This is a genomic window from Novosphingobium sp. 9U, assembly GCF_902506425.1.
Classification (GTDB): domain Bacteria; phylum Pseudomonadota; class Alphaproteobacteria; order Sphingomonadales; family Sphingomonadaceae; genus Novosphingobium.
Genome location: NZ_LR732469.1, coordinates 1,016,559 through 1,041,355, shown reverse-complemented (window position 1 = coordinate 1,041,355; position 24,797 = coordinate 1,016,559). Strand labels below are relative to the sequence as shown.

Annotated in this window: 20 protein-coding genes; 8 read left to right on the top strand and 12 right to left on the bottom strand. The window is 67.6% G+C overall.

The features are described 5' to 3' along the window. Window positions 1-12: 12 nt before the first annotated feature. Both GV044_RS04735 and GV044_RS04730 read left to right on the top strand, forming a co-directional pair. Entirely contained in the window at window positions 13-720 is a 708-nt protein-coding gene (locus GV044_RS04735; protein ID WP_159866124.1) for a response regulator transcription factor, read from the top strand. Next, window positions 717-2,288, top strand: a complete 1,572-nt coding sequence (locus GV044_RS04730; RefSeq protein ID WP_236554701.1) for a HAMP domain-containing sensor histidine kinase — start codon at window positions 717-719, stop codon at window positions 2,286-2,288. The genes GV044_RS04735 and GV044_RS04730 overlap by 4 nt, the downstream gene beginning before the upstream one ends. A 42-nt stretch (window positions 2,289-2,330) precedes the next feature. Here the strand turns inward: GV044_RS04730 and parC are convergent, their stop codons facing one another. Continuing rightward, window positions 2,331-4,613, bottom strand: a complete 2,283-nt coding sequence (gene parC, locus GV044_RS04725) for a DNA topoisomerase IV subunit A (RefSeq protein WP_159866122.1) — start codon at window positions 4,611-4,613, stop codon at window positions 2,331-2,333. 101 nt (window positions 4,614-4,714) lie between these two features. Here parC and GV044_RS04720 point away from each other — a divergent pair, with 101 nt between their 5' ends. Further along, a complete protein-coding gene (locus tag GV044_RS04720; protein WP_159866120.1) occupies window positions 4,715-5,263 on the top strand; it encodes a type 1 glutamine amidotransferase domain-containing protein in 549 nt (182 codons plus the stop codon). A 64-nt stretch (window positions 5,264-5,327) separates the two neighbouring features. Here GV044_RS04720 and GV044_RS04715 read toward each other — a convergent pair whose 3' ends face one another. Genes GV044_RS04715 through GV044_RS04705 form a run of 3 tightly spaced genes read right to left on the bottom strand, consistent with a single transcriptional unit; the run spans window position 5,328 to window position 7,778 of the window. Next, a complete protein-coding gene (locus tag GV044_RS04715) occupies window positions 5,328-5,657 on the bottom strand; it encodes a 2Fe-2S iron-sulfur cluster-binding protein (protein WP_159866118.1) in 330 nt (109 codons plus the stop codon). Between the two features lie 4 nt (window positions 5,658-5,661). Next, a complete protein-coding gene (locus tag GV044_RS04710; RefSeq protein WP_159870867.1) occupies window positions 5,662-6,738 on the bottom strand; it encodes a cysteine desulfurase family protein in 1,077 nt (358 codons plus the stop codon). Continuing rightward, a complete protein-coding gene (locus tag GV044_RS04705; RefSeq protein ID WP_159866116.1) occupies window positions 6,735-7,778 on the bottom strand; it encodes a cysteine desulfurase family protein in 1,044 nt (347 codons plus the stop codon). The genes GV044_RS04710 and GV044_RS04705 overlap by 4 nt, the downstream gene beginning before the upstream one ends. Window positions 7,779-7,903: 125 nt before the next feature. On the opposite strand from GV044_RS04705, the gene GV044_RS04700 reads away from it, so the two are divergent. From GV044_RS04700 to GV044_RS04680, 5 genes are all read left to right on the top strand, one after another. Beyond that, on the top strand, window positions 7,904-8,560 hold the full coding sequence (locus GV044_RS04700) for an alpha/beta hydrolase (protein ID WP_159866114.1): 657 nt from the start codon (window positions 7,904-7,906) through the stop codon (window positions 8,558-8,560). Between the two features lie 89 nt (window positions 8,561-8,649). Continuing rightward, window positions 8,650-9,876: a bifunctional glutamate N-acetyltransferase/amino-acid acetyltransferase ArgJ gene (argJ, locus tag GV044_RS04695; protein ID WP_159866112.1), complete on the top strand. Its 1,227-nt coding sequence runs from the start codon at window positions 8,650-8,652 to the stop codon at window positions 9,874-9,876. A 4-nt stretch (window positions 9,877-9,880) separates the two neighbouring features. Then, the gene (locus GV044_RS04690) at window positions 9,881-10,297 is read left to right on the top strand and encodes a GFA family protein (protein WP_159866110.1); all 417 of its coding nucleotides are present in this window, start codon (window positions 9,881-9,883) and stop codon (window positions 10,295-10,297) included. Between the two features lie 4 nt (window positions 10,298-10,301). Then, window positions 10,302-10,913 carry a glutathione S-transferase family protein gene (locus GV044_RS04685; protein WP_159866108.1) on the top strand — a complete coding sequence of 204 codons (612 nt, stop codon included), beginning with the start codon at window positions 10,302-10,304 and terminating at the stop codon, window positions 10,911-10,913. Continuing rightward, on the top strand, window positions 10,910-11,734 hold the full coding sequence (locus GV044_RS04680) for an inositol monophosphatase family protein (protein WP_159866106.1): 825 nt from the start codon (window positions 10,910-10,912) through the stop codon (window positions 11,732-11,734). Before GV044_RS04685 ends, GV044_RS04680 begins: the two co-directional genes overlap by 4 nt. 115 nt (window positions 11,735-11,849) lie before the next feature. Here GV044_RS04680 and trxA read toward each other — a convergent pair whose 3' ends face one another. The 8 genes from trxA to ahcY all read right to left on the bottom strand — a co-directional run bounded on the left by trxA (window position 11,850) and on the right by ahcY (window position 24,784). Further along, on the bottom strand, window positions 11,850-12,170 hold the full coding sequence (gene trxA, locus GV044_RS04675; protein WP_159866104.1) for a thioredoxin: 321 nt from the start codon (window positions 12,168-12,170) through the stop codon (window positions 11,850-11,852). A 77-nt stretch (window positions 12,171-12,247) separates the two neighbouring features. After that, the gene (addA, locus tag GV044_RS04670) at window positions 12,248-15,730 is read right to left on the bottom strand and encodes a double-strand break repair helicase AddA (protein WP_159866102.1); all 3,483 of its coding nucleotides are present in this window, start codon (window positions 15,728-15,730) and stop codon (window positions 12,248-12,250) included. Then, window positions 15,727-18,708, bottom strand: coding sequence for a double-strand break repair protein AddB (addB, locus tag GV044_RS04665; RefSeq protein WP_159866098.1), 2,982 nt, complete (start codon window positions 18,706-18,708; stop codon window positions 15,727-15,729). The genes addA and addB overlap by 4 nt, the downstream gene beginning before the upstream one ends. A gap of 17 nt (window positions 18,709-18,725) precedes the next feature. After that, entirely contained in the window at window positions 18,726-19,442 is a 717-nt protein-coding gene (locus GV044_RS04660) for a nucleotidyltransferase family protein (protein WP_159866095.1), read from the bottom strand. Next, window positions 19,439-20,437, bottom strand: a complete 999-nt coding sequence (locus GV044_RS04655) for an aminoglycoside phosphotransferase family protein (protein WP_201299012.1) — start codon at window positions 20,435-20,437, stop codon at window positions 19,439-19,441. Before GV044_RS04655 ends, GV044_RS04660 begins: the two co-directional genes overlap by 4 nt. Beyond that, a complete protein-coding gene (gene tsaE / locus GV044_RS04650; RefSeq protein ID WP_159866092.1) occupies window positions 20,419-20,889 on the bottom strand; it encodes a tRNA (adenosine(37)-N6)-threonylcarbamoyltransferase complex ATPase subunit type 1 TsaE in 471 nt (156 codons plus the stop codon). The genes GV044_RS04655 and tsaE overlap by 19 nt, the downstream gene beginning before the upstream one ends. After that, complete coding sequence (locus GV044_RS04645) at window positions 20,886-23,240, bottom strand: PAS domain-containing sensor histidine kinase (protein ID WP_159866089.1); 2,355 nt, start codon at window positions 23,238-23,240, stop codon at window positions 20,886-20,888. The genes tsaE and GV044_RS04645 overlap by 4 nt, the downstream gene beginning before the upstream one ends. 125 nt (window positions 23,241-23,365) lie before the next feature. Next, complete coding sequence (ahcY, locus tag GV044_RS04640) at window positions 23,366-24,784, bottom strand: adenosylhomocysteinase (protein WP_371741569.1); 1,419 nt, start codon at window positions 24,782-24,784, stop codon at window positions 23,366-23,368. Between the last annotated feature and the right edge of the window lie 13 nt (window positions 24,785-24,797).

The following is a 24,797-nucleotide window of genomic DNA, read 5'->3' as shown; positions in this document are numbered from 1 at the left end:
GTCTTGTGCCCCATGCCCAGCACGATCCTGGTCGTCGATGACGATCCGCACATTCGCCAGCTCCTCGTCTTCGCGTTCGGCAAGGCCGGGCTCGACACGATCGAGGCCGCGGATGGCGAAGAGGCGCTGGCACAGGTCGAGCGGCATGCGCCCAACCTCGTCGTCCTGGACATCAACATGCCGCGCATGGATGGCCTGGAAGTGTGCCGCCGCCTGCGCGCGGCCAGCCAGGTGCCGATCTTCTTCCTCTCCTCGCGGGATGATGAGATCGACCGGGTGCTCGGCATCGAGCTGGGCGGCGACGATTACGTGGTGAAGCCCTTCTCTCCTCGCGAGGTCGTCGCGCGTTCGATGGCGATCCTGCGTCGCACCGCCAGTCGGCCGCCCGAGTCTGAGGCCATTGCGGTCCTGCGCCACGGCCGCGTCACGCTCGATCCGGAGAGCTGGACAGTGCGCTGGGGCGAACAGGAGGTGGCGCTCACCGTTACCGAGTTCACCATCCTGCGCACCCTGTTGGCGATGCCATCGCGCATCTTCTCGCGCGACAACATCATCGACCGGTTCCGCGGCCCCGGCTTCGCGCTGACCGACCGCACGGTCGACAGCCACGTGCGCAACTTGCGGCGCAAGTTCGCGGAAGTCGGCGGCAGCGACGTGATCGAGACGCGCGCCGGCATCGGCTATCGCCTGGGCGCCTGCTCCGGAGCACCTGCCGCTTGACGATCGCTGCCGCCAAGGCCCGGGTGGCGCGGCACTGGCCGATCCTGCGGCTGCGCACGATCCTGCTGGGCACGCTGTTGTTCGTGGCAGCACTGCCGGGCTTCGGTGCGATCTGTCTGCGCGTCTACGAGAATGCGCTGGTGCGGCGCACCGAGGCCGAACTGCTGGCCCAAGGCGCCGCCCTCGCCGCCAGTGCCGCGATCGTCGCGCGCGGCATACCCGATCGTCCCGCTCCGCCGCCGCCAGATCGCTACTACGACCCAGTGACGGAGGTCGACTTGCGATCCTCGCCGATCCTGCCGCCGCGGCCGGCGGCCCTCGTCACCCGCCAGTCGCCGGATCATGCGGCGCTGGTGCTGGCGCGGCAGATGATGTCCGCCTTTCGGGAGACCAAGGCTGCGACGCTCGCCTCCATCCTGATGCTGGACCAGCACGGCGTGGTGCTCAACGGTCCGGATGCCGGCCGCAGTCTCGCACGCCTGCCGGAGGTTCAGGCAGCACAAGCCGGACGCGCGGTGACGGTGCTCCGGGAGAACAGCGGTTACGCGAGCGGGCATCTGTTTGAATGGCTGAGCCGCGCCGCAAACATCCGGTTGCATCATGCCAGACCGATCAGCGTCGACGGAAACGTCGTCGGCCTGCTGCTGGTGTCACGCTCGCCCCGCGCGCTGTTCCGCGGCATCTACGAGGACCGCGGCAAGATCGCGGTCGGCGTCGTGATCATCTTCGTGATGCTGGTGGTGCTCACCGCAGTGCTCAGCCGCGCCATCGTGCGCCCGATCGAGCGGTTGAGCGAGGCGACGCGCGCGCTCTCGTCCGGCCGGCGCCTGGTGGTACAGCAACCCTCGCTTCGCGTGGTCGAGATCCAGGCGCTGTTCGAGGACTTCGAGCAGATGGCCGACAGCATCGGCAAGCGTTCGCGCTACTTGCGCGACTTCGCCGCCTCGGTCAGCCACGAGTTCAAGACGCCGCTGGCCGCCATGGCGGGTGCGATCGAGTTGCTGCAGGACCACGGCGAGACGATGGCGCCAGCGGACCGCGGGCGCTTCCTCGCCAACATGGCGGTGGATGCCGAGCGCTTGTCGCGCCTGGTACGCCGGCTCATGGAACTGGCGCGGGCGGACGTGCTCGTCGGTGAAGCGGACGCTACCGCTGACGCCGGCAAGGTGCTGGCCTCGGTGACGGACGCGTTCTCGGGCGAGACTTTCCCCGTGCTGCATTATCCCGCCGAAACGCCGCTCATGGTTGCGATCGATGCAGGCGCCTTGGAAGCGGTGCTTTCGACCCTTGCAGAGAATGCGCGGCAGGCCGGGGCGACCCGGCTCGACATTGCGGTTGCTGTCGAGGGTGAAATGGTCCGGATCGATCTGGTCGACGATGGGCGGGGAGTGCCGGCCGGCGATGTCACGCGGATCTTCGATCCATTCTTCACCAGCAAGCGCGAGCAAGGCGGCACCGGGCTCGGCCTCGCCATCGCGCGATCTCTGCTGGATGCTTATCGAGGCGAGTTGCTGCTGGTGCCGTCAGAGCGTGGGGCACACTTTCGGTTGCTCTGTCCGGCTGCGTAAATCCGCCAGGCGAAGTCTTAGTTTACCCGTTATTCCGCGACTTCAGAACTTGTTGTCCCGCGGGAAACCCTGAGGCGGCAGCCGACCGGCCGCCCCCCGCGCGACCTTCCAGGGCATCAGGTCCTTTTCCACCCGCGTACGGCCGCTCTCGCCGCCCATGGTCCAGGTCAGGCCGTCCTCCAGCTTCAGCGTCACGGCATCGGACAGCCCACCGTCGCGGTAGCGCTGCAAGGTGACGCCCTGGCCCTTCGCCAGCACCGGCAGCTCCTCCAGGCTGAACACCAGCAGCTTGCGGTTCTCGCCCACCACCGCGAGGTGGTCGTGCTCGGGCGGGATCTCGCGCACCACCGCGAGGCGCACGCCCGGCTTCGTGCTCATCACGCCGCGGCCCTTGCGGGTCTCGGCCAGGATCTCGTCCGTCTCGGCCGCAAAGCCCCGCCCGGTATTGGCAGCCAGCAGCAACTGCGTCTTGGGCCGGTGCACGATCACCGCCACCACATGCGCCTCGGCATCGATGTCGAGCATCGTGCGGATCGGCTCGCCGAAGCCCCTTGCGCCAGGCAGCTTGTCGGCGCCGAGTGTATAGAACCTGCCATTATCCAAAGCGATCAACAGCTTGTCGGTGGTCTGCGCGTGGAGCGCGAAGGCGGGGCCGTCACCCTCCTTGTACTTGAAGTCGCTGTCGAGCGGGACGTGGCCCTTTGCGGCGCGCACCCAACCGCGCTGCGAGAGCACCACCGTCACCGGCTCCTTCTCGATCATCGCGTCCATGCTGAAGGCGACCGTCGGCGTCGCCTGCGCGATCGTCGTGCGGCGCCGGCCGAGCGGGGTGTCCTCGGCGTAGTCCTTGCGCAGCGCGGCCAGGTCGCGCTTGATCCGGGTGCGCTGGCGAGCGGGGCTTTCCAGCAGTTTGTTGAGTTCGTCCTGCTCCTTCAGCAGGTCCTCATGCTCACGCCGCAGCTCCATCTCTTCCAGCTTGCGCAAGGAGCGCAGCCGCATGTTGAGGATGGCTTCGGCCTGGCGGTCGGTCAGCTCGAACTCGGCCATCATCACCGGCTTGGGCTCATCCTCGGTGCGGATGATCTCGATGATGCGATCGAGGTTGAGGTAGGCGATGATGTACCCGGCGACGAGCTCCAGCCGCGACGCGATCTTCTCCAACCGATGCCGGGTGCGGCGCAGCAGGATGTCGATCTGGCTGTAGACCCACTCTTGCAGCAGCAGCTTCAGGCCCAGCACGCCCGGCGTGCGGTGTGCGTCGAGCACGTTGAGGTTCAGCGTGAAGCGGCTCTCCAGGTCGGTCAGCCGATAGAGGCTTTCCTTTAGCAGCTCAGGGTCGACGTTGCGGCTCTTGGGGATCAGGACGATGCGGATCGCCTCATCGCTCTCGTCGCGCACGTCCTCAAGGATCGGCAGCTTGCGGTCGCCTATCAGTGCAGCGATCTGCTCAATCAGCTTGCTCTTGGGGACCATGTAAGGGATTTCGGAAATGACAAGCTGCCACTGGCCGCTCCCCAGCTTCTCGATGCCCGTGCTTTCCCAATCGGCTCCGACGCGCCCGGTCGAGAAACGCCCCCGCACGCGGAAGGCGCCCTTGCCGGTCTCGTAAGCGTGGCTGATCGCTTCCGGACTGTCGACCACAAGACCGCCGGTGGCGAAGTCCGGGCCCTTGAACACCTGCATCAGCTCGGCATGCGTGCTCTCCGGATTCTCGATCAGCATCAGCGTGGCATCGATGATCTCGGCGACGTTGTGGCTGGGGATCGAGGTCGCCATGCCCACCGCAATGCCGGTGGCACCGTTGGCGAGCAGGTTGGGGAACAGGCCCGGAAAGATCTCGGGCTCTTCGTCCTCGCCGTTGTAGGTGGGGATGAAGTTGACGGTTCCCTCGTCCAGCCCGGCCATCAGCTGGATCGCGGTCTTGGTCAGCCGCGCTTCGGTATAGCGGTAGGCGGCGGCGTTATCGCCATCGATGTTGCCGAAGTTGCCCTGCCCTTCGACCAGCGGATAGCGAAGCGACCAATCCTGCGCGAGGCGCACCATCGCATCGTAGACAGAAGCATCGCCATGCGGGTGGTACTTACCGATCACGTCGCCGACGACACGGGCCGACTTCTTGTAGGCCTGGCCGGGATCGAGCTTCAGCTGACGCATGGCCCACAGCAGGCGGCGGTGCACCGGCTTCAGCCCGTCGCGCAGATCGGGAAGCGATCGTGCGGTGATCGTGGAGAGCGCGTAGACCAGGTACCGCTCGGACAGCGCGGCATCGAACGGCGCATCGACGATCGCGTCGAAGGGATCTTTCTCGTCTGTGGGGCTCACCATGGCCGGAACGCCCTAGCAACACCGTGAGCCGAGCGGAAGGCGCGGAACCGATGTTTTGCGCCGTTCATTCCTCATGCAAACCCCACACAGGAGATACACGCATGGCCAAGAAGGTCCTCATCCTCGCGACCGACGGCTTCGAGCAAGTCGAGTTGACCGATCCGAAGAAGGCGCTGGAGGACGCAGGCATCGAGACCACCGTCGCCAGCCCGAAAGAGACCACAAAGCCCGGCGAGATCAAGGGATGGAAGTTCACGGACTGGGGCGACAGCGTGAAGGTCGACCAGACGCTCGACGAGGTGAACGCCGCGGACTTCGATGCGCTGCTGCTGCCCGGCGGCCAGATCAATCCGGACAAGCTGCGCCTCGAGGAGAAGGCCGTCAGCCTCGTGAAGCAGTTCGTCGAGAGCGGCAAGCCGGTCGCGGCGATCTGCCACGGGCCGTGGCTGCTGGTCGAGGCGGACGTGGTCAAGGGCAAGACGGTGACCAGCTGGCCCTCGATCCGCACCGACTTGCGCAACGCGGGCGCGAATGTGGTGGATCAGGAGGTTGCGGTGGATGGCCAGTTCATCACCAGCCGCAAGCCCGACGACATTCCGGCGTTCAGCAAGGCTGTGATCGAGGCCGTGGACGCGACGGTGCCGGCCTGATGCTCAGGGCGTAAGCGCTCGATATCAGCGTGGTCCCGGGTCGAGCCCGGGACGACGTTGTGCTTCACCCGAACTGCATATCGCGCGCGACACCCGGTACTTTGACGGTCAGGCCATCGAGTTCACCCGAGAGCTCGATCTGACACGAAAGCCGGCTGGTGCGCGCCACCCCGGCGGCGAGGTCCAGCATATCCTCTTCGTCCGCCGAAGCAGGCGCAAGCTTCTCGAACCATTCTGGAAAGACGATGACGTGGCAGGTGGAACAAGCCATCTGCCCTTCGCACGTGCCTTCCAACGGCATACCGACAGCCTGGCCCGCCTCCAGCAGGCGCGAGCCTGGCTCGACATCGGTGGTGACGATCTCACCTTGAGGCGTAACGAAGCGGACGTTCAACCGATTAAACTCCCTGCGCCGCGGCTGCGGTCTCTAAGCGTGCGCAGGCATCCTCACATTCCCGGCTGCCAGTATATCTTCCAAAGCCGAGACGGATAGAGCCTTTCGCTTGCCGCGCGTCCAATCCGATGGCGGTGAGCACATGACTGGTCCGCCCCGAGCCGCTGGCGCAGGCTGATCCCGCCGAAAACGCCACATCGCGCACCTCGGACATCAATCGCGCGACGTCCAAGCCTTCGAGCCGCAGGTTGATATTACCATGCCAGCGCTCTGTCGGCGAGCCATTCAACGTCCAGCGCGAGAGGATGGCTCGCGCAGCCTGCCAGAGCCTTCCGACATGCGCCGCGTCTTCCTCCCTCCGCTCGCCAGCCAAGCGCGCCGCCGCGCCGAAGCCTGCGCACAGCATCGGGCTCAGCGTGCCCGAGCGCAGGGCGGCTTCCTGGCCGCCGCCGTGCATCTGGGGGCTGAGCTCCACGCCATCACGCACCCACAGGGCGCCGATACCCTTGGGACCGTACAGCTTGTGCGCCGAAACGGCGATCATGTCCGCGTTCGCCGGCGGCGCCAGCTTACCCGCCCCTTGCACCGCGTCGCACACGAACAGCGCACCCGCCGCGTGCGCCGCCTGCGCCAGTTGCTCGACGGGCTGGATGGTGCCGATCTCATTGTTGACTTGCATGACCGAGACGAGATCGACGTCGTCGAAGCGCGTTGCCGGGTTGACCAGGCCGTCGGCATCGACCGGCAGCACACGCAGCTCGCCTGCTGCCGCCCGCGCTGTGTCGAGCACGGCCGCGTGTTCGATCGCAGAGACCGCCAGCCGCCTGGCGCCGCTGCCGAGGATTGCAAGGTTGAGCGCCTCGGTCGCGCTGCCGGTGAAGATCACGCGGCCGCCCGGAGGCATGAGCGCCGCAACCTGCTCGCGCGCCAGTTCCACCGCAGCCGCCGCCGCACGACCAGGCCGATGCGGGCTATGCGGATTGGCGAAGCCGATCGTCTCGGGCCCACCCAGCCACGGCAGCATCGCTTCACGCGCTTCCGGAGCGAGCGGGGTGGTCGCCTGATAGTCGAGGTAGATCATCGGTTCGCGCGATCCCATGCGTCGGCAAAGGCGTCCAGCTCGGCAGGCGTCGTGCTCCAACCCAGGCTGACGCGTACGGTGCGCCGGATCACGTCGGGGTCGAGATCGAAGCCCTGCAGAACCCGGCTGGGCTTGAGCGTGCCCGACGAACAGGCGCTCCCGGCCGAGATCGCAAAACCGGCGGAATCCATCCGGATCAGCATGGTATTGGCCGCGCTGCGTCCGGCGACTGCGAAGATATGCGAGCACTGGCGACCGGGTTCGATTATCTCGCCACACCGCGCCAGTGCCTCGCGGAACGCCAGCCGCTGCTCGGTGGTGGTCGCCCAGCTGACAATGTCGCCAGCCTCCAATGCCGCGGCGACGCCCAGCGCGCCCGGCAGGTTCTCGGTCCCCGCTCGATAGCCGCGCTCCTGTCCGCCCGAAGGTTCGAGCATGGCGAAGTCACGCACCAGCAGCGCGCCAATACCCGGCGGACCACCCAACTTGTGCGCCGACACGACCGCCAGATCCGCGTCCGGCAGCGGCATCTTGCCGGCTGATTGCGAGCAATCCGAGAGGAACAGCCCGCCCGCTGCACGAACCTGCTCGCCCAAGTCCCGAGAAGTGAGGCAGGTCCCCGTCTCCGAGTTGATCGACTGCACCGCCACGACCGCGCGCCCCGGTTGCGCCAGCAATGTGGCCAAGGCATCTCTCTCGACCTCCCCCGCACGGGTGCCGATCACCTCCGCACCTGGCGCCGCGCGCCACACCGCGTCGTGCTCCACGGCCGAAACGATCCGCCGTTCCACCTTCGCACGGCCTAAGCCGATCGCCAGTGCTTCGCTCGCGCCGGAGGTGAAAAGTACCTCGCCGGTCCAGCCAAGCGCCGTGCGCACCCGGTCGCGCGCATCCTCCAATGCCGCGCGCGCGGCCCGTCCGGCTGCATGCGGGCTCGACGGATTGGCCCACCGCGCCACGCCTTCCAACCATGCCTCACGCGCCTGCGGAAGCAGCGGCGTCGTCGCGGCATGATCGAAATAAAGTGGTTCCGGTGGCATCCAAGCGACTAAGTTGTTTTCGGGAGCGTGAGTTCTATATAGCGAACACCCATCATTTGGCACCCCCGGAGCGTTCCGCGCTGCTAAGGCGCCGCTCCGGTCATCAAGTCAGGTTCGCGAATCACATGCCAGCAGTCATTTTCCCTGGTCCCGAAGGACGTCTCGAAGGCCGTTTCCAGCCCGCAACCCGTCCGCGCGCGCCCGTCGCCATGATCCTCCATCCCCACCCCCAAGCGGGCGGGACGATGAACGACCGGATCACGCAGCACCTCTACAAGACGTTCGTGAACCGCGGCTTCGCGACGCTCCGGTTCAACTTCCGCGGTGTTGGTCGCAGCCAGGGCAGCTTTGACAACGGCATCGGCGAGCTTTCGGACGCGGCCGCCGCGCTTGACTGGGTGCAGTCGATCCATCCCGAAGCGTCGACCACCTGGATCGCCGGCTACAGCTTCGGCGCCCTGATCGGCATGCAGCTGCTGATGCGCCGTCCTGAGATTCGTGGCTTCATCTCGATCGCGCCGCCGGCCAACATGTACGACTTCAGCTTCCTGGCGCCCTGCCCGGCCTCGGGCATCATCATCCAGGGCACCTCCGACACGGTGGTGACGCCCAACGCGGTCCAGAAGCTGGTCGACAAGCTGCGCACGCAAAAGCACATCACAATCCATCACGACGAAGTGCCGCGCGCCAATCACTTCTTCGAGAACGAGATCGAAGACATGATGCGCTCGGTCGACAACTACCTCGACATGCGCCTGGCGCCGGACTGCCCGATCAAGTGAGTGCATGATCATCCTCTCCCCGCCGGGAGAGGATCGTCTACCCGCACCATACGTTGCGCCGCGCCGCATCGCGGCCTATCGCGCGACGCATGTCCGATGCCGTCTCCCCGCTCGCCACGCCCTTCCCCGACTTGCCCGCCATCGCCGGCGTCACCCCGCGCGTCGCGCGCGCCGGGTACAAGAACTGGGGACGTTGCGACCTGACCTACGTCGAGCTGGTGGAGGGCACGGCCGTAGCCGGTGTGTTCACCCGGAACGTCTGCTGCTCCAGCGAGGTCGAACTCGGCCGCGCCAACATCGCACGGGGTCAAGCGCGGGCTCTGGTGGTCAACGCCGGCAACTCCAATGCTTTCACCGGCTACCGCGGACGTGAGGCGGTGGAGCAGATCATGGGACAGGTGGCGCAGCACCTGGACTGCCCGGCCGAGCAAGTATTCGTGTCCTCCACCGGCGTGATCGGCGTGCCCTTGCCGAAGGACAAGGCCCGCGACGGCGTCACCGCGGCGCTCACCGCGTCCGCATGCAGCTGGGAGGAGGTCGCCCGCACGATCTCCACCACCGACACCTTTCCCAAGGGCGCAACCGCCACAGCCATGATCGGCGGCACCAAGGTCACGATCGCCGCCGTGATCAAGGGATCGGGCATGATCGCGCCCGACATGGCGACCATGCTGGGTTACCTGTTCACCGACGCGGCGGTCGCGCCGGCGTTCCTTCAGGAGTGCCTGAGCGCCGCTAACACGCGCACGTTCTCGTGCATGACCGTCGATAGCGACACCTCCACCAGCGACACCGTGCTGGCCTTTGCTACCGGCAAGGCCGGCAATGCCGCGCTGACCTCATTCGACGATTCGGGTGCTGATGCCTTTGCCGCCGCGATCCATGACGTGTGCCGCCAGCTTGCGCACGCGGTAGTGCGCGACGGCGAAGGAGCTAGCAAGTTCATCGCCGTGACCGTTACCGGCGCCGTCTCGGACGAGAGCGCCCACCGTGTCGGCCTGGCCATCGCCAACTCGCCCCTGGTGAAGACCGCCATTGCCGGAGAAGACGCCAATTGGGGCCGCGTGGTCATGGCTGTCGGCAAGGCGGGAGAGCCCGCCGATCGCGACAAGCTCTCCATCGGTTTCGGCGGCACCTGGGCTGCGCGCGACGGCCTGCCGCTCGCTGACTACGACGAGGCACCCGTTGCCGCTCACCTCAAGGGCCAGGACGTGACGATCGAGGTCGATCTCGGCTTGGGTGAGGGCCGCGCGCAAGTCTGGACCTGCGACCTCACCCACGGCTACATCTCGATCAACGCGGACTATCGGAGCTAGGCGAATGGAAGGCGGCTGTTCCTGCGGCGCAGTGCGCTATCGCCTCGCCAGCGCACCGTTCGACACAGGCTGGTGTCACTGCCGCGTATGCCAGAAGATCTCCGGTGCGCCCGCGCTGGTCTTCACCACCGTGCCGGTCGAAGACTTCGTGGTCGAGCAAGGCGTCGAGGCGATCCGCACCACGCGCCCTACCGAGTTCGGCCAGCGGCAGTTCTGCGGCACCTGCGGCACGCCGCTGACGATCGCCGTGGATTTTCAACCGGAAACCATCGACGTCACCGTAGCCTCGCTCGACGACCCGGATGCGCTGGAGCCCGGCTTCCACATTTTCACGGCCAGCGCGATCAGCTGGGAAAAGGACAGCCCGCGCCTGCCTCGCCACGAAGGCTGGCGGCCTGACACCCGCGGCAAGGAGAACTGAGGCGATGCTGACGATCTGGGGCCGACTGAACTCACACAACGTCAAGAAGGTTGCCTGGCTCGCCGTCGAGCTCGGGCTGGAGTTCGAGCGGATCGACACCGGCGGCCAGTTCGGCATGGACGCCGCCTACCTTGCCAAGAACCCCAACGCGCTGATCCCGACGATCGAGGATGGTGAGGTCACGCTCTGGGAATCGAACGCGATCTTGCGCTACCTGGCGGCCCGCCACGGCGGTGAGCGCTGGTGGCCCAGCAATCCGGCGCAACGTGCGACGGCGGACCGGTGGATGGATTGGCAGTTCGCCTATGCCGATGCGCAGCGCGATGCCTTCCTGCACAACGTGCGCAAGCCTGCCGCCGAACGCCGCCCGGACCTGATCGCCGCCTCGATCGACGCTTGTGCCAAGCACCTCGCAGTCATGGAGCGGTACCTCGATAAGAAGCCGTGGCTCTCGGGTGACGCGTTCGGCATCGGCGACATTCCCATGGGCGTCTACGTCAACACCTGGTTCGCGCTGCCGATCGAACGGCCTTCCTTTCCCGTGGTCGAAGCCTGGTTCGAGCGCATCCGCACGCGCCCCGGCTTTGCCGAGCAAGTCGCGATCCCGCTGTCATGAGCCGACCGGACTTGAACGCCAGCTTCACGGCGCAGATCGAGGCGATCATGCGCAAGGCCTCGCAAGATGCCATCCTGCCACGCTATCAAACACTCGCCGCGTCCGAGATCGTCAGCAAGGCGCCGGACGATGTCGTCACCGTAGCCGACAAGGACAGTGAGGAGATCCTTGCCGCCGCTCTGGAAGACCTCTTGCCCGAAGCGGCCATCGTCGGCGAGGAAGCCGCCTCCGCCGATCCCGCCATCTTCGATCGACTGCGAGAGGGGTTGTGCTGGATCGTCGACCCGCTCGACGGCACCAACAACTTTGCGCAGGGCAAGGCACCGTTCGGCGTGCTGGTGGCGCTGGCGGATAGCGGCGAGACGATCGGCGGCTGGATCCTCGATTGCCTCACCGGGCGGTTCTGCCACGCAAGCACGGCCGGCGGTGCATTCATCGGTGGCGAGCGCGTGATGGCGCGACCTTCCGGTCAGGAGCCGGCGATCGCAGCGCTCGCCACTGGCTACATGCAACCCGAGGAGCGAGACGCCGTCCTCGAGCACATCGCGCCGCAGTACTGTCTCGTGGACATCCCGCGCTGCGCTGCCGAGCAATACCCGCGGCTGGTGCTGGGACAGAACGACGTCTCGATATTCAACCGCACCTTGCCTTGGGACCACGCCGCCGGTGTGTTGTTTCTCAACGAAGCCGGCGGCCGCGCGGCTCGTATGGACGGCAGCGCGTACCGTGTGGACGAGTGGGATCGCCGCGGCATGGTCGGCGCCTCAACCCCTCGCCTGTGGGACGAACTGGCCGAGCGGATAGCGCGATTGCCAAGGTGATTGGCTCGGGCAACGGCGCGGTGCCCGCCCGCAACCGCCAGATTTAAGCCAAAACCAGCACGACCCCCGACACCAACGCGCCGGAGGCCGCCCAGCCTAGTCGAATGATGCCAACTTAGAGCTCGCTTTCCAGCCAGCCCTTCAGTGCCGACTTGGGCGCCGCGCCGAGCTTCTGCGCGACCGGCTTGCCGTCCTTAAACAGCACCATAAGCGGGATCGACTTGACGCCGATCTGGCCGGGGACATCGGTGTTCGCCATGATGTCCATCTTGGCGATGGTCACCTTGTCGCCCAGTTCCTCGGCGATCTCTTCGAGCGAGGGGCCGATCATCTTGCACGGGCCGCACCAGTCCGCCCAGAAATCGACCAGCACGGGCTTGTCGGACTTGAGGACATCGGCCTCGAAGCTGGCGTCGGTCACGGCTACGGTGGGCATTGGGGGTTCTCCAAAGGATTGTCGGACAGCAATCTAGGCACGATCGAGCGCCAAGCAACGCCGCACCTGCGAAAGGTTTACTCCGAAGCGCGCAAGGCGGGCTTGTGGCGGTCCAGCACGTCCTGCGGCAAGGCGATGAGCTGCGGTGTCGCGGTGTAGAGAACCGCGGCCTCGACTGTACGGCCAGGATAGATCGCCCCGAGCGCCGCGGCATAGGCCGCCATTTGCCGCAAGGTCGCAAGCGGCATGTCGGCCAGCGTGGCAGGCGGGCGCCGCGCGGTCTTGAAATCGACGATGCGCACGCGTTCAGGGCCGATCACGAGGCGGTCGACGGTGCCCGCCACCACCTGCCCACCGACGATGGCGGAGAATGGGACCTCGGCAAGGCTGCCCGGTGCGAACAGCTCCGCCCAAGCAGGGTCGCCGACGATGGCGAGCGTGGCGCCGGTCATGACCGCGCGCTCCGCCTCGTCGAAGTCGGCGGCATTGCGGGCAAGCCATTGCCGCGCCGCCTCCTCACGCATGTCGCCCGGCACTGCGGGAAGCCGCTCCAGCAGGCGGTGCATCAGCGTGCCGCGACGTGCCGCGTCCAGCGCGGCACCTGCTGGAAGCGGCGGATCGGGTGCAGTTTCCTCGCCCAGCGCCGAGGGCGCGAGCGGACGCGGTGGCAGCGGCTCGGCCGGTGGCGCGCGCAGCAGCAGTGCCGGCAGCGGATCGGGCAGCGGCAGCTCGGCCGCGTGCGATGGCGCCTCTGAAGCCATCGGCTCCGGCGGCGAGCCCCAGTCGCGGCGGCTGTCCCAGATCGCATCGGCGACACCCGCGTCGGCGGGAAACAGCGCCTCCAGCCGCGCGTACCAGCTGTTGGGCGCCGGCTGCCCCTTGTCCTTGGGCCCGAGCGCACCGCCGACGAACAGCGCCTCCTCCGCACGCGTCATCGCCACGTAGAGCAGCCGCCAATGCTCCTGCATCTCGGCGAGCTTCACCCGCTCGATCTCCTGCGCGATGCGGCCGGACTTCTCCTCCTTGCGCAACGGTGGCAGCGGAATGCGGCGCTCGGGGTTGGCCGGGTCGGGCAAGTCGAGCCCGCGGTCACGGCTCTCGTCGGGGTTGCCGGTCGCATCGGCGAGGATCACGATCGGCGCCTGCAGTCCTTTCGAGCCATGCACGGTCATCACCCGGACGAGCCCGGCGGCATTGTCCGCCTCGCGCTTCAGCTCGCCCTCCCCGGCATCGAACCAGGCGAGGAAGCCCGCGAGGCTGGGCGTGCCAGTGGCGGAATAGGCCATCGCGGCGTTGACCAGCTCGTCGATCGGGTCGTTCGCCTCGCGTCCCAGCCGCGCGACCAGCTTGCGGCGCCCTTGCCATGGCCCCGACAGCACCCACTGCAGCAGGACATGCGGCGGATCGAAATCGGCGAGATCCAGCACGGCGAAGAGCTGCGCCACGCTCTCACGCACGAAAGGATCGGACGAGGCGCGCAAGTGTTGCCACAAGGCGCGCTTGGGTCCGGGCTCGCGATAGCCGTGCTCCAGCAGCGCCTGCTGGCTCCAGCCCAGCAACGGCGAGACCAGCAGGTTGCCGAGGTTGAGATCGTCCAGCGGCTGCGCAGCAAACCGTAGCGCAGCAACCAGATCCTTCACCGCCAGCGGGGCGCCCAGCCGCAGCCGGTCGACACCCGCGACTGGTACGCCCAGCGCATGCAGCCGAGCCACGATCAGACCGGCCAGCTCCTTGCGCTTGCGCACCAGCACCATGACGTCGCCCGGCCCCGCCCGGCGCGCGCCGCCCTTGTGCAGCCGAAAGCCGGGCCCGTGCGGATCGACCCAGGCCTTGACCTGCTGCGCGATCCGCTCGGCCAGCTGGCGATCGGGTCGCGACAGCCAGGTCTCGGCACCCTCCTCCGCCTCATCCTCCGGCTCGTCGGAGGCAGCGCCGATCGGCTGCCACAACGCCACGTATCCAGGGCGCTCCTGCCCGACATGTGGCTCGGCAGGTCGGTCCAGACCCACACCTTCATGCCCGATCTCGATAAGCGCACGGTCAACAAAATCGAGCACCGATTGCGCGGTGCGAAAGCTGCGATCGAGGCCTAGGTCCTGCAACTCGCGCGGGCGCTCGGCCTCGCGCTTCCACTGCGCACCAGCAGCCGCCTGCCGCATGGTCTCGCGCACGCGATCCGCAGCGCGGCGGAAGTTCTCCGGGCTAGTGCCCTGGAAGCGGAAGATCGCCTGCTTGTAGTCACCCACCACGAACAGCGTGCGCAGCCGGTTCTCGCGCTGGCCCTCGCCGGCCCAGAACTCCTCCGCCATGGCGAAGACGATGTCCCACTGAGCCGCGTTGGTGTCCTGCGCCTCGTCGACCAGGATATGGTCGAACTGCCGGTCGAGCTTGTAGCGGATCCAGTCGGACAGTTCCGCCCTGCCCAGCAAGGCGGCTGCTTGGCGGATCTGGTCGTCGAAGTCGATGAGCCCCTCGCGCCGCTTCGCATCCTCCCACGCGAGCGCGAACGCGCGGCCGAGCCGCAGCGCGGGGAGCAGCCGATGGGCCAGATCAAGCATTGCCGCTGCTTGGCCCACTTGCGACAGCCCGGCGACGACCCGCGAGCAGTGCGTGGGGTACTCGGGATCGAGCTTCTCGAGCGACGTAGTCGAGCGCGGCTCGCCCTTTTTCGTCAGAAATACATTTGCGAGTGCCGCCAGCCCCTCGCGCCGCTCGCTAGTGCTGCCGGCAAGCCAGGCGCCGATCGCTTCGGCCGCCTTCTGCCCGGTCGCCGCCTTCCAGCCGCGGTTGACCTCCAGGCAGCGCCGCAGCGAGGTGACGTCAAACGCCTCGTCATGCAGCATCTGCGCCAGCCAGTCCTCGTCGGCATCGCTCGGCAGGCCGAGTAGGCGCAGCACGTTCGGGCGCATCGGCTCCTGCCATCCGCCCGGCCCGAACCAAGCTTCACGCGCCGATGCGCAGCGCAGCAGGAAGCCTTGCACCGCGTCCGGACCCAGGCGCAGCGACAGGTCGGCCACGGCGTTGAGGAGCTGCGGATCGCCGAGCGGGTCCTGCTCGGCAGCGACCAGCAAGTCGGCCAGTACCTGGCGGGCCAGCAACGTTCGCTCGCGATCCTCCATCGGCCGGGTGCCGGGCAGCAGTCCGGACTCGAGCGGGAAGGCAGCGAGCAACCACTGCGAAAAGGCGTGGATGGTATCGATCCGCAAGCCGCCGCCCGGGCAATCGAGCACGCAGGCGAACAGCGTGCGCGCATGCGCCCGCTCGGCGGGCCCAAAGTCGGCACCGATCGCCTGCAATTCCGCAGTCAATGCCACGTCGTCAAGCCTCACCCAGCTCGCGAGCTTGTCGTTGATGCGCGCCGCCATCTCGGTCGCGCCGGCCTTGGTGAACGTCAGGCACAGGATTTGCGAGGGGTCGACCTCAAGCCGCAGCAAAAGCCGCAGCACGCGACTGGACAGCACTTGCGTCTTGCCCGTGCCGGCCGAGGCCGAGAGCCACACCGTGTCGTGCGGCGCGACGGCGAGCATCTGGCTGCCGTGCAGCTTGTGCGGCCCGCTCATGCTGCATCCTCCGCCTGGCCGCCCAACTGGACAATCCACTCATCGAGCCGCATCAGCTGGTCGTAATCGGCATAGCCGGGAAGGTCGGGATTGAGCCTCGCGGTGAACGGCTCGGCGCCGAGGATCCAGCGATCGAGCGCGTCATCGAGGTAGCGCGCGGTCTCGGCCAGGAAGCGATCGCGCGGGATGCCGGACTTCTTCTTGTCCTCCAAGATCGGCTCGTTCCAGTAGCCGAACTGGTCCTTGCCGGCCTGCTTGGCGAGCGACCAATATTCGAAATGCTGCGCCTCGCCTGAAATGCCGTCGAAGCCGCCGCGACTGGCGATCAGGCCGATCAGACCCAGTTGCAACGCGAAGCCTTCCTCCACGCGGCGCGCCGATGGGGGCTGGCCGGTCTTGTAGTCGATTACCGCGAGTGCGCCTTCGGATGTGCGATCGATGCGGTCGGCGCGGCCGTGCAGCTTCACGCCGCGCCACTCAATCGAGCCCGGCGCCTCTGTCGCCAGCACCCGCCGACCGGCCGCGCGCTGCCCGGCAATCTCCTCACCCACCCAGTCGAGCGCCGCCAGCAGACGTGGTCGCCACAGCGCGCGCATCAGCGGGTGCGCGCTCATCTCGTCCATCACCGTCTCGGCAATGCTGCGCAGCATCGCGGGCGGCTCGGCGGCCTTGTGCCAGCGATCGAGGATCGCGTGCACCGCCGTGCCCTTCCACGCGGCGCTCGGCTCGGCATCGAGCGGATCGAGGCTGCGCAGCCGCAGAATGGCATTCGCGTAGAACTGGTAAGGATCGCCGCGCAGCCGATCGAGCCCGGTGACCGATAGCGCGACCTGCCGCTGCTCGGCGCTGGGCATCGGCTTGGGTCTTGGATAAGCCGGCGCCGGTGCCCCGTCGTCGAGCAGGCGGGCAAGACGCGGCGCATCGTGCTCGACCATCTCTTCGGCTGCCTTGTCGCCCAGCATGGCCTTGACCCGCAGCACGAAGCGGGATGGGATCACCGGGGAGCTTTCGTCACGGCGCGACCAGCTGAGCACCACCTCTGGGGCGCCGAGCGCGGCGGCGAGATCGTGCGCAGAAAGGCCGATGCGGAAGTCCGCGCCCGGAACGCCAAGCGCGCGCAACAAGGCAGGCGGCAGCAGCGCATCAGGCGTGGGGCTGGCTGGCCAGACACCTTCGACCAGGCCACCGCAGATGACCAGGTCCGCACGGCTCATCCGCGCTTCGAGCAGGCCGTAGATCGCGACACGCGGGTGCCCGCCCCAGGGGGGGCGGACCGACACGCGCTCCATCGCATCGCGCAGCACCGCGTGGAGCTCGGTCGGTGCCAGGCGCGTGCCGGTCTCGCGCGCTGCCTCACGTAGGTCCTCGACGAACTGCGCCAAGGCACGGCCATCGGGCCGGCTCCACAGGCCCTCCTCGCACAGCGCCTCGGCTGCCGCAGCAACCGCATCGATCAGAGCGGCGAGCGGCGCCTCGTCCCCTTGCGCCAGCAGCGGTGAGAGGGTGGCCTCGACGCCATTCCACCACTCCAGTACCCGCGCCTCATCCGCTTTCGCGCGCAGCGGTTCCAACCCGGGCCCCGGCCTTGGTCCGCGTAGCGCGATGTCAAGAGCACGGGCCTGCTCCAGCCAGCGCGCGCGGTCCTCGCCAGCAGCTACCAGCGGATGGGTGAGCAAGGCGATCAGCGGCACGGGTGCTGCGGACTCGGCGATCAGTTCGGCCAGGAGCAGCATAACCCGCGCCGCAGCGGTCTGCGGGAGGGGCCGCCCCGCGGAATCGTCGGCGACGATGCCCCAGCGCCCGAGCTGCGCGACGACGCGGCCGGCCAGCCCGCGATCGGGCGTGACCAGCGCCACGCGCCGCTCCGGCACTTCGAGCGCTTGGCGGATCAGCACCGCGATCGCCTGCGCCTCCGCGGCGGGAGCAGGCGATTCCATCAGCCGCACGCCCGCGAGGTGCCGCTCCTTCGCGGGCAGCTGCGACCAGCGCGCCGAGGGCTTGGGTGGCAGGAACAGGTTCGAGATTGCGCGGCTGCGCTCGGGCGGCGAGGCGGCAAGGCCTGCACGGTGCCAGGGCTGCACCTCATCGCGGGACACGCCCATGCGGTTGAGCAGCAGCTTGAGGTGATACTGCGGGTGGGTGACGGCATCGCCGCCACCGAACGGCGGATCGCCGGGTTCGACCGGAACACCCGCGGTGCCGAGCGCCTCCCACACCTCTTTGTCGAGGCTGAGATCGAGATCGGGCAGGATGACGCCGCCACGCGGCAACCCGGCAACCACGCGCAGCATCTGCGCGAGCGCAGGCGAGGCGCTGGTCACGCCGGCCGCGACGATCGGATGCTCGGGCGGCGCCTCAGTCCAACGCGCGGTGGCATGGGCGAAGAGGCGATTCCGGCGCTCAGGCGCGTCAACTTCACCTCGGGCGGCAAGGTCGGCGATCCAGTATTGCTGCACCATCAGGAACGTACGAGTGGCTTCGCGCCAGTGTTCGGCAAGTTCCCCGACGAGGCCGATGACCTCTTCGGACATCAGATCGACAGGGGCGATGCCTTCGACCGCGAGCCGGTCCATGGTGCGCCCGATCTCAAACGCGCGGCGCAGCAGCACGGCGCCCTCGCCAGCGGCGTCGCCCTCGACGGTGCGCAAGTGTTCGGCAAGACGCAGCCAGCGGCGGGTCAGATCGGCGGCGGGCGGGATGTCGGCCGCACCCAGTGGATCGAGCAGCGGCCCGAGCGTCTCGTCCAGGTCGAGATCGCCGACCACGCTCATGCGCGGAAGCAGCATGCCGGCGCCGCCGATCCGAACCAGCGCCTCGGTCATCGTGCGCACGGTCCGACGGCTCGGCAGCAGCAGGGTCAATCGAGCAAGGCCGAAGTCCGGCTCGGCATAGCGCGGCAGCAATCCGGCCACGAGCGCGTCGGCAAAGCCGCGGTGGGCAGCGATGGAGTAGACTTGCGGGCCGGGACGGTCAGGCATGTCGGGCCGCGCCTACCTCACACACGCGTCAGCCAGTCCTCGGTCGCGCGCACCGCCTGGGGATCGCCGACCTCGAACCACACGCCGGTATGCGAAATACCGTAAAGGCGGCCTTCCTCGATCGCGCGGTTCCACAAGACGTTGGTGGAGAACGCACCTTCCGGTGCCCCACGCATCAAACGGTGGGAAACCAACTGGATCCCTGAGTAGATGAACGGGGCAATGCGGCCGGAACGGCGGCGCGAGACGCGCCCCAGGCCATCGAGGTGGAAGTCGCCCTTCCCTTTGTAGTTGAGGGCGCGGGCATGCGGCACCAGAAGCAGCAGCGCGTCCATCCGCGCCGGGTCCCATGCGCTGGAAAGCTCGGCAAAGGCGTTCCGCGGGCCCTCCAGCCAGACGTTGTCGCTGTTCAGCGCGAAGAACGGATCAGGCAACAGGTCCAGCGCCTTGGCCATGCCGCCGCCCGTTTCGAGCAGCAGATCACGCTCGCTGGAGATCGTCACCTCGGGCCCGTGAGCCCGCTTGCGCAAGTGCGCCTCCAGCGCATCGGCAAGGTAGTGGACGTTGACCACCGCCTTGGCGACGCCGGCCGACTCCAGCTGATCGAGCGCATAGTCGATCAGCGGCTTGCCTGCGACGCGGACCAGCGGCTTGGGCTGTGTCGCGGTGAGCGGGCGCATGCGCTTGCCCAGCCCTGCGGCGAGCACCATTGCGGTATCGCTGGCGAGCGTCATGCGAAGGTTCCTCCGGCAGTCTCGCGCAAGCGCGCGGGCACATTGGCGTCGAACCAAGCGGCGACCGGGGCGAGCACCGGGTGCGCGAGATCGCGCTCCATCTGGCGCCAGACACGCGGGATCAGGTCGAGGTAGCGCGGCTTGCCGTCGCGCTTCCACAGCCGCACGAAGATGCCGACGATCTTGGCATTCCGCTGCGCGCCGAGCCGCGCGTAGTCGGCCAGGAACGTCTCGCGATCTTCGCCCGTCGCGGATACATAGCGGTCGATCATCGCCGCCTCGACTTCGGGCGACACATCGCGGCGGGCATCCTGAAGCAGCGAGACGAGGTCGTAAGCGGGGTGGCCGACCAGCGCGTCCTGGAAGTCAAGCAAGCCTTGCTTGTGCAGCGCGCCCAGCAGCATGATGTTCTCCGCATGGTAGTCGCGCAGCACGGTCACGCCCGGGCGCTGGCGCGGCAGCATCGGCGCGAGCACCTGCTCCCACGCCGCGGTGTAGCCGGCGGCATCGGCGTAGAGGTTCTGCGCCGGGCAGTACCATTCGGTGAACAGCCGCACCTCGCGCATGTACTCGCTCATGGAATAATCGAGAAATGGTCCGGCGGGCAGCGCGCGCAACGCGACCAGCGCATCGATGGCGCCCTTGTACACGTCCATCTCGTCAGCCGGATACTCGTCGAGATAATCGCGCATGCGGGCGGTGCCGAAGTCCTCGAGCAGGACGAGGCCCTTCTCCGCCTCATCGGCCAGAATGCGCGGCGCTCTCATGCCGTTGGCATCAAGCCAGCGTGCGGCGCGCAGGAACGGCTGCGGGTCTTCGTTCGGCGGCGGCGCGTCCATCAGCAACGCGGTTTCCTCACCGCGACGGACGCGGAAGTAGCGGCGGAACGAGGCATCGCCGGGCAGCGGCTCGATCGCTGCATCGCGCCAGCCAGCCGTGGCGAGGAAGGTGTCGACGCCGGCAGGCAGCGTCGCGTTCAGAGAGGCGTCGGACATGGCAGCCGCCCTAGCCAATCGGCACCCGCTTCGACAATGGCGATCCGCCCCCCACCCCCAGGTTCCGAGCCTGGTTCAAGGCGGATCGAGAGGCAGGCAGGCTCATGCGCGAAGCCGCCGGCCTGCTCGGGCCACTCGGCGATCATCGCGGCGCCGTCGCGGTAATCGTCGAGGCCGATCTCCTCGACTTCCTCGGGACGGGACAAGCGGTAGAAGTCGGCATGGACGAGCGGCAGGCGGACCATCGGCGGCTCGTAGAGTTCGATGATGGCAAAGCTGGGCGACGGCACCTCGCCGGTGTGCCCGAGCCCGGCGATGATCGCACGAGCCAGGGTGGTTTTGCCTGCGCCCAGGCCACCTGTCAGAGCGACCACGTCACCGGCGCGCAGCTTACCGGCAATCACCTCACCCAGATGGGCCATAGCGGCGAGGTCGGGCAGGTCCAGCTTCACGGAAGCTCGACGATGGCGGCCGTGCCCTGTCCAGGCTCCGAGAGCAGCCGCAGCGTGCCGCCATGCGCCTGGATTAGCTGGCGCGCGAGAGGAAGGCCCAATCCCTGGCGCCGCTCGACGGTGGCCCCATCCACACCGATCTTCAGCCCATCCAGCGCCCTGGCGAGCGCTTCAGGGTCCATGCCGGGCCCGTTGTCAGACACGACGATCTGCGCCACGCTGCGCCCACCCTGCTTCTGGCGCGCGACCTGGACCAGGACGCGGCCTCCGCGCGGAGTGGCGGCGATGGCATTGTCGAGCAGATGCCCGATCGCGCGGGCCAACCGACGGCGGTCACCCTTGATCGTGCCCATCAGGTTGCTGCCCTGCAGGTCTAGCGAGAGGCCGGCGCGGGTGATCCGCGATGAGCGTTCCTCCACCACCGACCGGATCAGCGGCATCAGCTCGATGTCGTCATTGGCCAACGGCAGCAGCCCTGCCTCGCTCTGCGAGAGATCGAGGATGGTCTCGATCTGCTCGCCCAGACGTTCGGCGGAGTCGAGGATCGCCTTGATGTACTCGGTGCCCGCTTCGCTGAGTTCGCCACCTACACCCGCCTGCAGCAGCTCTGCGAAACCGCCGATCGAGGTCAGCGGCGTGCGCAGTTCGTAGCTCATGTTGGCGAGGAAGCGGGTCTTGATCGCGTCGGCTTCCTCCAGCGCGGCATTGCGCTCGCGCAGCGCGGCTTCGGCGTTCTGCGAGGCGGTGATGTCGAGCACCGTCAGCAAGCCGTTACCGTCGGGCAACGGGACGCCGGCAAATTCCAGCACGCGGCTGTCGGCGAGCGCGATGCGCCCCGTCGTCTGCGCCCGGTCGAGCGTGGCGGCGCGCACCACATCGCCCACAGTCTTGGCCTGAGCCGGCACACGCAGCCGCGGCGACACTTTGCCGAGCAGCGCCTCGATATGCGGGTGGGTATCGAGGAAGTCGGTGTCGAGGCCCCAATCGGCGGCAAAGCGGCGATTCCACAACTGCAGACGGCCGTCGGGAGCAAATACCGCCACCGATTCGAACAGGCTGTCGAACGTCGCGGTGCGGGTGCGCAGCAGCGTGTCGCGCATGGCGGAGAGGCGGAGTTGCTCCGTCCGGTCTTCTGCGATCAGCAGCAGTCCACCATCTGGGACGGGCTGCGCGACGATGCGCAAGTGGGTGCCGTCAGCCAAGGGCCAGGCTTCCTCCTGGGTCTCGTTGGCGGCGAACCAGCCGGCCCGTTCGCGGCGCCAGGCCGGGAAGTCGCGCACTTCGGGCACCCGGCCCATGTCGCGTGCAGCGTCGAGCAGGCGCTCGAACGCGGGCGGATCGATCATCGATTGCGGCGAGAGCTTGAACAGGCTCTGGAAAGGGCGATTGGCGAAGGTCAGGCGGCGCTTGGCGTCGAACTGGGCCACGCCGGCGGAGAGCTGGTCCAGCATCGCGCGTTGCGCCTCGCGGAAGGCGCGGAAGGCGCGCGCCATCTCCTCCAGATCCTCGACGTCGACGGCGTAACCGGCGATCCCTTCCGTGCCGAGCGGCAGGTCGTGGACGCGATAGCCGCGGCGCTGGTTGTCGATGGTGACCGAGACGAGCCGCTCGATCGGCGTGCCCTTGACGGCGGCCTGGAGTGCGACCTGGGCCGCCGTGAGGCCGTCGACGGTCTCGACCAGTTCGACTCCATCCTCGACTACTTGCGGCCCGCTCTCGCCTCCGACTGCGGCGACGTAGGCGGAGTTCACAAGACGCAGTGCGCCGTTGGGACGGCGAAACCACATCGGCATCGGCGCCGCCTCGATCAGCGAAACGAGCGCGGTGAAGTCGCCGCGCGCTTGCGCCGCTTCCTGGCGCAACGTGACAAGCTCGCTCTCGCTGTCGCTGAAGTCGAACACCCAAACCAGCGCCGCGCCGCCAGGCGAGACTTGTGGATCGGCCAGGTGACCGCGCAGCGCAAGGCTGCGGTCCGAGCCCCGCGGCGTCGCCACCATGCGGAAGGGCGCGGCTGTCTTCTGCGTGCGCAGGACCGCTTGCGTGAGTTCTGCAAGCGCGTCTGCCGTCAGGCCTCTCGAACCGCTGTCCAGCTCGCTGAGGTACTGGGGAACACCATCGAGGCCGAGCCATTGCGCAAGCCGCGGTGATGCTTCGATCCGCCCATCGGTGCGCACCAGCAGCGGTAGCGCTGGCGATTCCTCGACCATGCGCGCGAGGCGGCGGCCGGAGAGCTGGATCGCCTCGGCTCGCCCTTGACGCAGCCGCGCGGCGACAATCGTCCAGGCAGCCGCGATCGTCCAGCTTGCAAGCAGCAGGCCGAGCAGAACGGGTACGATGCGGTCCTGATCCATTCTGTCGGGCTATGCGGCGGGTGGCCGGCTAAGACAATGGGGCGGAGCAGAAGGATGCTCAACGCTTCCCCAAAGGTGTCGCGCGAGGGAGCAGGATAGGATCTCCTATCCTGCTCCCACTCCGCTCAGTACCGGTAGTGATCCGCCTTGAACGGACCCTGCTGCGGCACGCCGATGTAGTCGGCCTGCTTCTGCGAAAGCTGCGTCAGCTTCACACCCAGCTTTTCCAAGTGCAGCGCGGCGACCTTCTCGTCGAGATGCTTGGGCAGCACGTAGACGCTGTTCTGGTACTGCTCGGACTTGGTCCACAGTTCGATCTGCGCCAGCGTCTGGTTGGTGAAGCTGGCGGACATTACGAAGCTGGGGTGACCGGTCGCGCAGCCCAGGTTCACCAGGCGACCCTTGGCAAGGATGATGATCTGCTTGCCGTCGGGGAACTCGACAAGGTCGGTGCCCGGCTTCACTTCGGTCCACTTGTAGTTGTCGAGCGCGCTGATCGCGATCTCGCTGTCGAAGTGGCCGATGTTGCACACGATGCTCATGGGCTTCATCGCCTTCATGTGCTCGGCGGTGATCACGGCTTCGTTGCCGGTCGCGGTCACGAAGATGTCGGCGCGCTGCACCGCCTCCTCCATGGTGACGACCTCATAGCCCTCCATCGCCGCCTGCAGCGCGCAGATCGGATCGATCTCGGTGACCATGACACGGGCGCCGCCGTTGCGCAGCGACGCGGCCGAGCCCTTGCCGACATCGCCGAAGCCGGCGACGCAGGCGACCTTGCCGGCCAGCATCACGTCGGTGGCGCGGCGGATCGCGTCGACCAGCGACTCCTTACAGCCGTACAGGTTGTCGAACTTCGACTTGGTGACGCTGTCGTTCACGTTGATCGCCGGGAACGGCAGCTTGCCTTCCTTGGCGAGGTGATAGAGGCGGTGGACGCCGGTGGTGGTCTCTTCCGAAACGCCCTTGATCGCCTTGACCGAGGCGGTCAGGTAGCCGGGCTTCGCCTTGAGGAAGGCGTTTAGCGCGCGGACGAACTCGATCTCCTCGGCATTGCCAGGCTCGAACAGCGCCTCACCCGCTTCGACGCGCGCGCCCCAGAGGGCGAACATGGTGGCATCGCCGCCATCGTCGAGGATCAGGTTGGCGGTGAGATCCGCATCATCTTCAGTCGACCAGTCGAAGATCTTGCCGACGTAGTCCCAGTAGTCCGAGAGGCTCTCGCCCTTGATCGCGTAAACGGGAATGCCGGCAGCAGCGATGGCGGCAGCAGCGTGGTCTTGGGTCGAGAAGATGTTGCAGGTCGCCCAGCGCACGTCGGCGCCGAGCGCAACCAGCGTCTCGATCAGCACCGCGGTCTGGATCGTCATGTGCAGCGAGCCGGTGATGCGCGCGCCTTTGAGCGGCTGCGAAGCGCCGAACTCCTGGCGGAGCGCCATCAGGCCGGGCATCTCGGTTTCGGCGATCGCGATCTCGGCGCGGCCATATTCAGCCAGGCCGATGTCGGCGATGGCATAGTCCTTGGTCAGCTCGGCAATAGCCACGGGCACACTCCTG